Annotated in this window: 10 protein-coding genes; 4 read left to right on the top strand and 6 right to left on the bottom strand. The window is 54.5% G+C overall.

Annotated elements, in window-relative coordinates; all coding sequences use genetic code 11:
* Positions 1-37 precede the first annotated feature (37 nt).
* Both AB6729_RS00500 and glgX read left to right on the top strand, forming a co-directional pair.
* A complete protein-coding gene (locus AB6729_RS00500; protein WP_371079602.1) occupies positions 38-463 on the top strand; it encodes a cupin domain-containing protein in 426 nt (141 codons plus the stop codon).
* 347 nt (positions 464-810) lie between these two features.
* The gene (gene glgX / locus AB6729_RS00495; RefSeq protein WP_371079601.1) at positions 811-2,946 is read left to right on the top strand and encodes a glycogen debranching protein GlgX; all 2,136 of its coding nucleotides are present in this window, start codon (positions 811-813) and stop codon (positions 2,944-2,946) included.
* On the opposite strand, the gene AB6729_RS00490 is transcribed toward glgX, so the two are convergent.
* Complete coding sequence (locus tag AB6729_RS00490) at positions 2,947-4,050, bottom strand: phospholipase D-like domain-containing protein (RefSeq protein ID WP_371081166.1); 1,104 nt, start codon at positions 4,048-4,050, stop codon at positions 2,947-2,949.
* A gap of 157 nt (positions 4,051-4,207) precedes the next feature.
* Here AB6729_RS00490 and AB6729_RS00485 point away from each other — a divergent pair, with 157 nt between their 5' ends.
* Positions 4,208-5,299, top strand: coding sequence for a hypothetical protein (locus tag AB6729_RS00485; protein ID WP_371079600.1), 1,092 nt, complete (start codon positions 4,208-4,210; stop codon positions 5,297-5,299).
* Positions 5,300-5,354: 55 nt separating this feature from the next.
* Here AB6729_RS00485 and AB6729_RS00480 read toward each other — a convergent pair whose 3' ends face one another.
* From AB6729_RS00480 to AB6729_RS00460, 5 genes are all read right to left on the bottom strand, one after another.
* Positions 5,355-7,175, bottom strand: coding sequence for an ABC transporter ATP-binding protein (locus AB6729_RS00480; protein WP_371079599.1), 1,821 nt, complete (start codon positions 7,173-7,175; stop codon positions 5,355-5,357).
* Between the two features lie 23 nt (positions 7,176-7,198).
* Positions 7,199-7,816, bottom strand: a complete 618-nt coding sequence (locus AB6729_RS00475) for a hypothetical protein (RefSeq protein ID WP_371079598.1) — start codon at positions 7,814-7,816, stop codon at positions 7,199-7,201.
* Positions 7,817-8,146: 330 nt separating this feature from the next.
* Positions 8,147-9,397 (bottom strand): transcription termination factor Rho, encoded by a 1,251-nt coding sequence (gene rho, locus AB6729_RS00470; RefSeq protein ID WP_371079597.1) that lies wholly within the window; start codon positions 9,395-9,397, stop codon positions 8,147-8,149.
* 187 nt (positions 9,398-9,584) lie between these two features.
* Positions 9,585-9,812 carry a DNA-directed RNA polymerase subunit omega gene (locus AB6729_RS00465; protein WP_334242038.1) on the bottom strand — a complete coding sequence of 76 codons (228 nt, stop codon included), beginning with the start codon at positions 9,810-9,812 and terminating at the stop codon, positions 9,585-9,587.
* 466 nt (positions 9,813-10,278) lie between these two features.
* On the bottom strand, positions 10,279-11,865 hold the full coding sequence (locus AB6729_RS00460) for a YifB family Mg chelatase-like AAA ATPase (RefSeq protein ID WP_371079596.1): 1,587 nt from the start codon (positions 11,863-11,865) through the stop codon (positions 10,279-10,281).
* Between the two features lie 139 nt (positions 11,866-12,004).
* Here AB6729_RS00460 and AB6729_RS00455 point away from each other — a divergent pair, with 139 nt between their 5' ends.
* Entirely contained in the window at positions 12,005-13,216 is a 1,212-nt protein-coding gene (locus AB6729_RS00455; RefSeq protein WP_371079595.1) for an acyltransferase family protein, read from the top strand.
* The last annotated feature ends 51 nt before the right edge of the window (positions 13,217-13,267 follow it).

The raw sequence follows: 13,267 nt of genomic DNA, 5'->3' as shown, positions 1-13,267 counted from the left end.
TGTGTATTTCTCTGCATCGAAAGCGAATCAATAAACCATGTCTACAGTAAAGAAGCAGTTCTATGTCTTCGGCGAACTGGTCGAAGTAATTGTGAGCAGCAAAGAAACGAATGGAACCTTCTGCGTCATTCGTCAGTATTCAGACCCTGGTGGCGGTCCGCCACCGCACATTCATTCCAGGGAAGATGAATTCTTCACCGTCATTGACGGCGAATTTGAAATCCTCAACAGAGGTATCTGGCATCCGATAGGTAAGGGCGAAACAGCCTACACACTCCGCAATAATCCACATACCTTCCGCAACCGTGGCGCTTCCGTGGGATGCATACAGGCAACCGTCATTCCCGGTGGACTGGATGAGTATCTGGAAGAGCTTTCTCGTCTATCGATGCCACCTGTAATAGAAGAGGTCCTCCGCACATCAGAGCCTTATGGCGTAAGTTTTATTGCACCAACGCAGTGAGGTAGTTCTTCCCGGGAACGCTCCCCGTACATTTCGGCTGGAAGCCAACCAAAATCCGCTGCCGCAATAAGCGTCCTGCAAGCACGAAACATTGAGGTCGCCGAAAGGAAAACACTTATGCATTCCTTTTTCATTGTCCTGATTTTTCTTGCCATGATTCTCCTGCCCTGCCTCATTGCATCGGGCATTCCGATGAAAGATCGATAACGGTCGTTCCGTACAGTACGCCAACGAGGAACCGCCGGGATATTCCGGCGGTTTCGCCTTTTGTCACAAGGATAGGCGAAGACCAATACACTGGAGGGACGCTGTGCGAACGGCGGTTCAGAACAAGGAAGCGACAGACGTTGGCAGAGAAGACATATCGGATTCAAGAGGGTTCGCCCTCGCCACGGGGCGGTGCAGCATGGGATGGACGTGGAACGAACTTCACTCTATTCAGCGAAAACGCGACACGCGTGGAGCTTTGCCTGTTCGATGAAAATGGTCAACAGGAATTGCAGCGCATCAGTCTCCCGGAATATACCGATGGCATCTGGCATGGGTATGTTCCCGACGTGGGGCCGGGAACAGCTTATGGCTATCGCGTGTATGGACCTTACTCGCCCGGTGAAGGACATCGCTTCAATCCGAACAAACTATTGCTGGATCCTTACGCTACAGCACATCTTGGTGAGGTGAAGTGGGGGCCGGAAATCTTCGGTTACATCATGGAAACCGGAGATGACACAACATTTGATACGCGTGACAGCGCAGCCTTTGTACCAAAGTGCCTTGTCACGGATCCGCAGTTTCCATGGCACGATGCCCCACTGAAACAGCGTTCCTGTCGTATCGCCATAGAAGACACGATCCTGTACGAGATGCATGTGCGTGGCTTCACGAAACTGCATCCATCATTGCCTCCGGAAATACGTGGGACATACGAAGGTCTGGGCCACAGAGTCGTTGCGGATTACATTGAATCGCTGGGTGTGACCTCGATTGAGCTACTGCCTGTTCAGACCTTCATGAATGAGGCGCATTTACAAGATATCCGTCTGACTAATTACTGGGGCTACAACACCATTGGCTTCTTTGCGCCCGATCCGCGGTATGCGGCGCGCCCTCGCTTTGCACTGCAGGAATTCAAGTCGATGGTCGCGCAGTATCACGAGCGCTGCATGGAAGTAATTATGGATGTGGTCTACAACCACACCGCGGAAGGCAATGAACGCGGCCCCACACTCTCTTTCAAAGGTATAGATAACGCGAATTACTATCGCCTTCACGCAGAAAATCCTCGCTATTATGTGAATGACACAGGCACGGGGAACACCGTGAATGTGAACCACCCGCGCGTGTTGCAGATGATCTGCGACTCGCTTCGCTACTGGGTGGAAGAAACCCATGTCGATGGTTTCCGCTTTGACCTGAGCACCATCCTGGCGCGAGATCCAGGCGGTTTTGACAAGGGTGCGGGCTTCCTGAAAGTCGTCATGCAGGATCCTGTTCTCAGCCGTGTGAAGTTGATTGCCGAACCGTGGGACATTGGCCCCGGTGGATATCGTGTCGGTGAGTTTCCCCCGGGATGGATGGAATGGAATGACACTTTCCGCGATCGCACACGCGCCTTCTGGACCGGGCGCACAGGCGCAGGCGATTTCGCTAAAGCACTTACAGGATCACCAGAAATCTTCGACCATTTAGGCCGGCGTCCATGGACCAGTGTGAATTTCATCACCGCGCACGACGGGTTCACTCTGAACGATCTGGTCAGCTATAACGACAAGCACAATCTGGAGAACGGTGAGGACAACCGCGACGGCAGCAACCATAACCTTTCCTGGAACTGCGGCGAAGAAGGTCCAACGCAGAACACAGATGTGATTGCATTGAGACAGCGCCAGATACGTAACATGATGGCAACACTGCTACTTTCGCAAGGCACCCCAATGCTGCTGGCTGGCGATGAATTTGCGCGTACACAGCGTGGCAATAACAACGCCTACTGCCAGGACAACGAAATCAGTTGGGTGGACTGGAAGCTCGCGGAGACCAACGCTCCAATGCTTGCGTTTACACAACGCTTGCTTGCCCTACGAAGGGTGAACCCGCTGCTTCACCGTAGTCGGTACCTGCATGAGGGACTCGATAGCGAACTAGGGATTCGCGAACTGACATGGATTGGCGCTGACGGAAACGAAAGTCGTCGCGAGGATTGGAATCTCGATTTTCCGGAAACCTTTGGCATGTTGATCAACGGAGAGTCCCGCACTTCCGGGCTTCCCGAAAAGGGCAATGCCGAAACTCTGTTATGCCTTGTCAACGATCACCAGGCAGGCGTGCAGTTCACACTGCCGCACATGCAACGCGAAGGACAATGGAAGCTTCTCCTGTCCACAGAGCAGTTCGAAACGATCGACACAACACACGTAGGCGGAGAGGCCTTTTCTCTGGCACGACTTTCCCTGACGTTATGGAAGTACGTCGTGAACGCTTAGTCAAGGAACTTTCGTTTCCTCTTCTATTTGTATTTGTGCGGCCCGCTGCGCCATGTCACGGAGCGCAAGTAACACCGCATCGTGAACCTCATCACGAAAGGCATCGCGCACGGTCTGCACCACTTCATCCGGCTGAAATGGAACATCGTTGCCGGAGCGGTCCAGCATTCTTTCCAGCACTTCCTCCACCATCGGCTTCATGTGAATGTGCTTCGCTACAATCTTCGCCACGCGGCGCACCGGCAATTCAAGCGCTGGCTGTACAGCGTCCTGCATGGGCTGCGAGCGCTCCCAATCCTGCTCAAATACATGCATCATCCTGTGGATGGCTGGGGCATTCTCAAACGTGACACCGATCTCACGTCGCGCCTCCAATTCCAGCTTGCGAAGACTCTGACTTCCTAAAAATGCAGACTTGCCATCGCGAATGATAAGGCGCGCGTGGAGACGTGTGGGCAGAAGACGGAATGGAAGAGAGTAAGCCTTCGGCGAAACGCGACCAATCACTCTCACCTCAACTCCCTGCGAGACTTTATCGCGCAGGAGGGTAATGAATTCCGGATCGCTGATCTTCATCTCATACATCAGGATCTGTTTCTTCGCCCCCTGGATGAAGTCCATCAATTCCTTGCGCGCGTTCACCGGACTCACAATGAGATGTCTGGACGTGGAAGTGTATTGCTTGCGATGTTCATCACATTCGAACAACTTAATGGCTTCTGCCACTACAGACGGAGTGGTAATCGCAACACCAAAGGACCGGCTTAACGTAATGTCGAGATGCGTATAGTTGAACGCAAGCACATAGAGCTCCTTGCGATCAACGATGAACATCTTGCCATGGTAGCGAACAAGATCGTCCGCAGTATGAGAGACCGTAACTCCATACTCCAGCAATCGCATTTCCAACTTGCGAAGATTCTTGTCTTCTTCGCGGTTTGTGAACGCGATGAGTGCCTGCACGGCTACACCGCGCTCCACCGCCTCCACGAGCGCCCGTTCAATCTCGCTACGATCAAAGCGAAAAATGAGTATCTGAATGCTCTTTTTTGCCTTGCGCAGCGCGTCCAGGATCGGTTCGATCCCATCCTCCGGCTGTACCATCAGCTTCACGTTTGCAGTCGTTCTCCTGCCGGCTGTCACCGGATGTATGTCTCTTACATGATGAGGATGCAAATCTAACAGAGGAAGATGTTTTTCTTACAGTTTGCGCATCTGAACTTCTGTACATCCCGTTATTGAATCCGATGGGAGAACTCTCATGCGTTTGAACCGCCTTTCACACTGGGCGCTGATTTGTACTCTTTCCGTCGCTCCTGCGAGCATCACTGTCCGTGCGCAGGACGACGCTGTTTCCCAGACCGCCCACAGTAAGACGAAAGACAATGACAAAGACAACGATCGCGATGTTCGATCAAATGCGGCCCTATGGGCGAAGATCCAAAACCCAGTTCTGTGGCATGAACCCGGCAATATCGCCTCGCTGGACCTCTACTGGGGCGCCGGAGGTAAAGACAACCGGCCGAAGCCTCCGTTTGTGTTCCTGAGCGAAGATTCCAACGGAACCAACCCCAAGTTCGATGTACGGGATGCCAACGGAACCAAGTGGCGCGTGAAAGAAGGTGAGGAGGCGCAGCCTGAAATAGCTGCCTCTCGCCTATTGTGGGCCACGGGATATTACACCAACGAGGATTATCTGATTCCGGGCGGCCAGGTGCAGGGTGTGAAAATGAAGCGCGGCTCCGAGGATCTGAAGAAACGTGGAACGCTCGTAAATGTGCGGTTTGCACGCAAGCCGGATGGTCAGAAGAAGATCGGTATCTGGAAATGGAAAACGGCGTCGTTCTACGGAACACGGGAATTCAATGGTCTTCGCGTGATGATGGCCGTGATCAACAACTGGGATCTGAAAGATACAAACAATGCCGTCTACATGGACTCAAGAAATAATCAGCAGATTTTCCTAATAAGCGATATCGGAGCAAGCTTTGGCTCCAATGGCGTTTCCTGGTCGCGCTCCCGCTCCAAGGGCAACATCAATAGCTTTCGTTCATCCGGCTTTATTCAGAGCAAGACGGACTCCACTGTGAGCTTCTCCACACCTAAGAAGCCAACAGGAATGCTTCTGGCGACCATGGGAGCAACTGCAAAGTCATTTGCCATGCGCAAAGATCTGGATTGGATTGGAAACGATATTCCCATTCCGGATGCTCGCTGGATCGGTGGCTTGCTCGGTCAGCTCTCGCATAAGCAACTGACAGATGCCTTCCGCGCGGCAAACTTCTCTGATGAAGAGATTCAGGCCTATGTAGAAGTCGTGGAAAGCCGCATTACTGAATTGAAGAAGCTCTGACACCGCATCACTTCGATAGAAAGCCAGGCATCGTGCCTGGCTTTCTATTGTGTGGTTAGGCCAATAAAGCGGATCGCTCACCTTCACTGTTCTGAAGGTCATTCAGTTCCTGATACAGACCACCCGCTTTGATAAGCTGCTCATGCTTTCCGCTCTCGACAACGCGACCATCCTGGATGACATAGATATTGTCTGCCTTATGTACCGTTGCCAGCCGGTGCGCAATCACAATAACCGTCTTGTTCTGCATGAGGCGATCCAGCGCCCCGAAGACAAGATGTTCCGTGTTGGCATCCAGCGCAGAAGTTGGCTCATCGAGGATGAGTATGCGACTGTTGCGCACCATGGCTCTGGCAATGGCAATGCGCTGGCGCTGGCCACCCGAAAGCAGGATACCTCTCTCGCCAACTACCGTGTCGTATTTGTGTGGAAGGTTGTTAATGAACTCTGTGGCATTCGCCGCTTCAGCCGCGGCCACAATCTCTGCATGCGAAGCTTCAGGGCGCCCGTACGCGATATTGTCCCAGATACTTCCACTGAACAGAACCGTGTCCTGCAGCACGAAGCTTAGCTGTTCACGAAGTGAGCTTTGCTGCACCTTCGTAACATCCTGCCCATCAATGCGGATGACGCCCTTCTGAGCCTCATAGAAGCGTGCAACCAGGTTGATGATAGTGGTCTTACCAGAACCAGTCGGCCCTACCAAAGCAATCACGCAGCCAGGATCGGCATGCAGTGTAACGTCGTGCAGAATTTCATGTTCCCCATCATAGGAAAAAGAGACGTGTTCGAAGCTGATGTTGCCTGCTGTCACACGCAGCGGCTTTGCTCCGGGAACATCACGCATCTCATTGCTGTTGCCAATGACCTCCTTGATGCGTTCGTATCCAATGTCCGCTTTGGAATACGAATCCATGATCTTGGAAATGTCCTGCATAGGCTTGTACATACTGGCGATGTAAGCAATAAAGATATAGATCTTGCCGCCAGTCATGTCCGAGTTCAACGCAAGATTGCCGCCGAAATACAGAACGAGGCAGGTGCCAATCGCAGTGACAATGTTAACGATAGGAACCAGTTTTGCCTTAAGCGTGCGCGCGCGCAACGAGGCTTCTACCGTTTCCAGACTCTCGCCTTCCAGCCGGTGCAGTTCATATTCCTCACGCGAAAATGCCTTCACCACGCGGATGGAACTAATGACCTCCTGCACAACAGAGATCATCTTACCTTCCTGCTTGCGGACTTCACGCGATGCTTTCTTCACGCGACGCGTATACGTGTAAACGATGGCGAAGAGGATCGGCACCACTGCTAACGCAATCAGAGTTAGCTGCCAGCTCAGATAAAACAGCACGCCAATCATGCCTAGAATCGTGGCAATGTCGACAAGAATGCTGAGAAGCCCTGAGACGATAAAGTTCTGGATGGAATCGATATCGGTTGTTACGCGGCTGATGAGATCGCCCGTTTGACTGGTGTCGTGGTACGAGAGTGAGAGGCGCTGTACCTGTGCATACAGCTTGCGACGCAGGTCATGCGTAACCCACTGGCCAACGCTGGTGGTGGTGTACTTTTCCCAATACGAGCAAAAGGCATCCACCACGGCGATGAGCACAACAGCGCCGCATGCGAAGAGCAGTATCTGGTGAGGCTCGGTCCCCACCGTGCGCTTGATCAGAGCGAAGAGCCAGCCGTGCGACTCCTTCTTCGCAATGACGTTATCGAGAACGATCTTCAGAGGCCACGGCTGTGCAACATCGGCAATGCTCTCACCCGCAATCGCCGTAAGCCCGAGGATAAGAGCGCGGCGGTGCGGACGCAAAAGATCCTTGATCTTCAACTGCCGGTTCAGCTGCTGATCTTTGCCCGTTGCCATTGCAGTCTTATCTCCGTGCTCCACTAATTCTTTTTGATCTTGTGTCGCAGATACTGTCGGATGTCGTCGCCAAATTCTTTAAACTGCTGTGTCCCCATACGGCTTGCAATACTGCCCAACGAGCCTGTCGCCACACGGGTCCACTCGCGATCCTGCTCAGGATAAATACCATTGGCAAGCGTCTGGCTGGCAACGATACCGGTGAGCAACGGAATGTTTACCGTGTCGCCACCACTGTCTTTATGCGTGATCAGAACACGCTCTGCCGCATAGATCACACGCGATTTGAAAGAATGTCCCGGTCCCAGCACGTAATAGCGCGGATCATCTCGCAGAATTGCTGACATACTACCGTTCATGATGGCCTGCGTGCTCTGGCGAGCATAGTCAGCCCCCATACGCTCACCGTAGGCTGCGCTGTCGGTGCCGTAGTGCGGGCGGCTATCAAGCAGTTGTTGCCGTCCCGCGGTGAACGCAGCGGAAAAGACCGCCCCAAACGTTCCTAACTTCAGGATGGAAGCAGTGAGCTTCTCCTTTGGTCCCCACGGAACTGCGGTAAATCCGGGCTTGATGGTATGGGCATACTTTCTCGCAACAGTGGGCGCTGCTGTGGACGCCTGCCATCCTTCAGTTCTGTCCATCGCCACAGACGAAGACGCAGGAGGTTGGGAGCTGCTGAACCCAGGTGAGTCTGGAAACGACACAAGTGGGTCGACCTCGATAAGCGCATGCTCCAACGGCGCGTTGGGCTGCGCGCCACACGAGAGGGAGAGAAGCCCTGCAAGAAGAACACCAAAACTATACTGCTGTGTCAGAGCAATCATTAGCGTATAGGATGCGGCTCTGCAACCAGTTTATGCATGAAGGGGATACAAGAAGTCGCTCCTGGCAAGAGCCTTCGAGAAGAGGCCTGCGGAGACATAAAGAAAGCCCGCGAAATTTCGCGGGCTTTCTTTGTGTACTCTGAGCCCTTACAGCGAACTCATGTTGTGCAGGAACTCCTGGTTGTTGCGGGTCTTGCTGAGCTTGTCGGTGAGCAGTTCCATGGCTTCCACCGGCGACAGCGGATTCAGCACCTTGCGCAGAATCCACGTGCGCTGCAGATCTTCCTTCGGAATCAGCAGCTCTTCCTTACGCGTACCGCTGCGTTGGATGTCGATGGCCGGGAAGACGCGCTTGTCGACCAGCTTGCGGTCGAGGATCACTTCCATGTTGCCCGTGCCCTTGAACTCTTCAAAGATCACTTCGTCCATACGCGAGCCGGTATCCACAAGGGCCGTCGCCATGATGGTAAGCGAGCCACCTTCTTCAATGTTGCGGGCCGCGCCGAAGAAGCGCTTGGGGCGCTGCAGAGCGTTGGAGTCCACACCACCGGAAAGCACCTTGCCCGAGGGCGGAACAATCGTGTTGTAGGCGCGTGCAAGACGTGTGATGGAGTCCAGCAGGATCACCACATCACGCTTGTGCTCCACCAGACGCTTCGCCTTTTCGATGACCATTTCGGCCACCTGTACGTGACGTGCTGCGGGTTCGTCGAAGGTGGAGGAGATGACTTCACCCTTTACACTGCGCTGCATGTCGGTGACTTCTTCCGGACGCTCGTCGATCAGGAGAACGATGAGGACAACCTCAGGGTGGTTCGCCGTGATGGAGTTCGCGATGGACTGCAGGAGCACCGTCTTACCGGTACGCGGCGGAGCAACGATCAAGCCACGCTGGCCCTTGCCCACGGGGGTAAGCAGATCCATCACGCGGCCGCTGATGTTGTCGCGGACGGTTTCCATCTTCAGGCGCTCGTCTGCATAGAGCGGGGTCAGGTTGTCGAACAGAATCTTGTTGCGCGTCTCTTCGGGCGACTCAAAGTTGATCGCCTCAATCTTGACCAGCGCAAAGTACTTTTCACCTTCGTGCGGAGGACGCACGTTGCCGGAGATGGTGTCGCCAGTCTTCAGGTCGAATTTACGGATCTGAGACGGGGAGACGTAAATATCGTCGGGACCGGGGAGGTAGTTGTAATCCGGCGAGCGGAGGAAGCCATAGCCGTCGGGCAGGATTTCGAGAACGCCCTCGGCAAAGATGTGGCCCTCTTTTTCGCTCTGAGCCTGGAGAATCTTGAAGATAAGGTCCTGCTTGCGCAGGGCGCTGGTGCCTGGAATTTCAAGGCCGCGTGCGAGCTTCCCGAGTTCGGCAATGCTCTTTTCTTTGAGTTCGGTAATGGTCATGGGTACCTGTGTACGTTCGTTCCGTGATGTATGGAAGCGGTGAAGCTAAGGCGGGGTATCGGTGCGGAAGGGTGATGCGGGCTGATACGGGTAAAGCTTTTTGAGCAGTAGTGCTTCAGGACTGCAAGTTCTACGGTACAGCGATTGTATTGCAGAAGCGAGAAACGGTGCGGGAACCGCACGGCCGTTAGGCCGCGCGGCGCTCCTCGATGGTCTCCAGCACGGCTGCCGGCTCAGGACCAGTCTTCAGATCGCTGGGGGCTGCTTCGCGGAAGCGATCCAACACTTCATTCGTAGTGTCTTGCAGACGGGTGTTCGGTTTGTGCAGCTTGCGCGTTGCCTTGCTGGCGAGCTGACAGAGCTGGTAACGATTCTGGACGTGCGTAAGAGCGCCAAAAATCAGATCAGAGCGCATGATTCTCCTTCTTCAATCAAGTCTCACGGTCCTTCAGGGATCCGTTGACGGATAGATCGCGGCACACTGCCGCAGCTTTACGTTTTACGCAGCATGTCTTCGCAAATAACGAGGTACACGCTGCAGGTTTTCCGGCACGGAACTGCGCAGCTCTTCCGGCGGCGCTTCAGGCTCCGTTGCCTTCACTTCTTGAATCTCAGGGACGATTCGGGATCGTTGCGCTGGCCACTTGCGCAGCTTGAGAATCGCATTTCCCAGTATATGGGATTCACCAACACCCGGCCTGGATGCGTTGGCAGGAGAGAGATTCGCCGAGTTTCGTTCCGAACCGGCTAAAATCGGCTCCAAAAGCACCATAATTGCTTCAACTCTGATTATCAATACTTATTTTCAGAAGAAATCGCGCCAAGAATACCAAAATGTGGAGAAAAACTGGCGGCCTTCCGTAAGTCCTGCAACTTCAGTCTTATGCCCAGTAACTACGATCCAGAGTCCGATACTGAATGGCCTCCGCGATATGTTTTACGGCGATGTCCTGTGCCCCTTCCAGGTCAGCAATGGTACGAGCCGTCTTCAAAATGCGGTCATGGGCACGGGCGCTGAGCCCCTGCTGCTGCATCGCCCTCTCCAGAAGCCTTTCCGCGTCGCTGGACAACTCACAGAACACTCGAATCTGCCGACTGGACATCTGTGCGTTGTTGTAAACGGGGCGATGGCGTTTCGTGGTCTGCTGGTCGCCTACTTTTCCGAAGCGTTCTGCCTGGCGCTCCCGGGCGGCCAGGACGCGATCGCGGATCTGTGCAGAGGTCTCGCCCTCGCTTCCCTGCCTAAGCTCCTTGTACTGCACGGCAGGCACCTCAATATGAATGTCAATGCGGTCCAGCAGAGGTCCGCTGACCTTCGAGACATATCGCTGGATCATGGGGGGCGTGCAGGTGCAGTCGCGGCTCTTGTCGTTGAAAAATCCGCACGGGCAAGGGTTCATTGCCGCCAGCAGCATAAACCTCGCCGGGAAGCTAAGGCTCATGGCCGCGCGCGAAATAGTCACGGTGCCATCTTCCAGCGGTTGACGAAGAACTTCCAACACATTGCGCGGAAATTCCGGCAGCTCATCCAGAAAGAGCAGACCATTGTGCGCAAGTGAAACCTCACCGGGACGAGGCACCATGCCACCACCGATCAATCCAGCGTCGCTGATGGTGTGGTGAGGGGAACGGAATGGCCGATGAGCCACCAGCCCTTCGCTGGGTTCGAGCACCCCTGCGACCGAATGAATCTTTGTCGTCTCCAGCGCTTCGTCGAACGCAAGCGGCGCAAGAATGGATGGCAGGCGCTTTGCCAGCATGGTTTTGCCACTGCCCGGCGGGCCAATCATCAAAAGATTATGTCCGCCTGCTGCTGCCACTTCCATGGCTCGCTTCGCCGTGTGCTGCCCGCGAACGTCCTTGAAGTCGAACGGGAAGTGCTGCAGTTCGTTCAGAACTTCGCTGGGCTGGATCTTCAGCGGCTGGGCATGCTGGCCGCCGAAGGCAAAGCTGTTCAGCAGTTCACGGACCTCCGCCAGGGTTCGCACGGGATACACGTCCACGCCATCCACCACGGCGGCTTCACGCGCGTTTGCTTCCGGCAGAATTACATTGCGGATGCCAAGCTCGCGAGCCATCACGGCCATCGGTAGAACACCTGGAACTGCGCGCAGGTTTCCTTCCAGCCCTAGTTCACCAACCAACAGAAAGTCAGTCAGGTCCTTAACCTGCAGAGAACCGTACGCGCCGAGAATGCCAATCGCGATGGGAAGATCAAACCCGGAGCCTTCCTTTTTCAAGTCAGCAGGCGCCAGATTGATCGTGATGCGAGTGGGTGGAAGATCGAACCCGGAATTCTTGATGGCAGCACGCACACGGTCGCGGCTCTCACGCACAGCAGCGTCCGGCAATCCGACTGTGCTGAAGGTGGCGTCCTTCATACTCATCACACCAGAAAAATCCACTTCCACGTCAATGGGGTGGGCATCAATGCCATACACGGCTGCGCTGCGCGATTTGAACAACATGATTGTCTGGGGAGGTCTCCGATTGGCAGTGTACTTGGAGCCACAAATTTTTGTAGGTGGAAAGCGCAACAGGCATCCGCAGAGGCATCACGCGAAGAGCGCTTATTAAGGTTGTGTCTCGTTTGCATTTGTTCCTATAGTGGAAGAACATACGCAACGCGGCAGTGTGGACCGTTTCCCGAATGGGGACACGAAGGAGCAATCGTTGTTGGACCTATCGGCTTCAAACAGTACCGCGGAGATCGTAGCCCCTTCCGTTGGCCCGCAGGAGACTAAGCAGAAAATCTATTCCATCCAGCACCTGCGCTGGTTTGCAGCCACGCTGGTGGTTCTGCGTCATGCGTTAGGCCATTTTCCTGATGAGTTGACTTCTCGAAATCCCCTCACACGCTCCGGCGAGTTTGGGGTAGACATCTTCTTTGTCATATCAGGATTCATTCTTTGGTACATTTCGGCGCAATCACGGCCACGGCCTGTTCCTTTCCTGCTGAATCGCATCACGCGTGTCTATCCTCCGTACTGGTTCTTCACACTGGTCATGGTCGCTACTGCAATCGTGCTACCGAAGGCTTTTCGCTTTGCGTATGTGAAGCCTCTGTTCGTCGTAAAGTCCCTGCTTCTGTTTCCTGCGTGGCACCCCGTCCTGCACGCCATCAACCCGGTGCTGCCGATCGGCTGGACGCTTCAGTACGAAGTGTTCTTCTATCTATTGTTCGCGCTGATGCTCTTGCTGCCGCCTTCGCGACGCCTGCTGGGAAATCTTGCAGCACTTGTTCTGCTGGTCGCGCTGGGGCGACTCATTCACTTCAGCAGTCCACCGCTGCACGTATATACCGATCTTCCCCTGCTGGAGTTTGGTGCAGGCATGGTGATTGGAGCGCTGTACGAGAAACGCCGTCTGGTTCCGCCCGTATTGGGAATTGTCATGGCGATGGCAGCTCTTGTCTGGATGTATCCCATGACAGCATTTGTGGCCAGCGACTGTCGCGCACTGGCATGGGGACCACCTGCGGCCTTGCTGGTCTACGGCATTCTTAGCGCTGAGCACGGTACACGCGCTGCCTGGAACCTGCGCTTGCTGGAGTTGCTGGGAGACGCGTCCTATTCGCTCTACCTCTGCCACCTCTTTGCACTCGGCATACTGCGAATGGCCTGGAAGCCTTTTCCGCAATTCGGCACGACAGCGTGTGTGCTGTATGTTCTGGCAGCTACGTTGCTGGCAACCGCTATGGGATTGTTAACCCACGTCTATCTGGAAAAACCCACGGTGAAAGCCATGCGACGTGTCGTGAAACACCTTCTGAGGGAGAAGAAATCCACGAAAGTTTTTTCTGTTGCAATACGCTCCTGAGGGGTGCACCCTCTAGGTGCTTTCTGAAGCGACTGCGGGGTTTCCGCATCC

It is taken from the genome of Terriglobus sp. RCC_193 (assembly GCF_041355105.1).
GTDB lineage: Bacteria > Acidobacteriota > Terriglobia > Terriglobales > Acidobacteriaceae > Terriglobus.
This window is presented reverse-complemented; position numbering and strand designations above follow the sequence as displayed.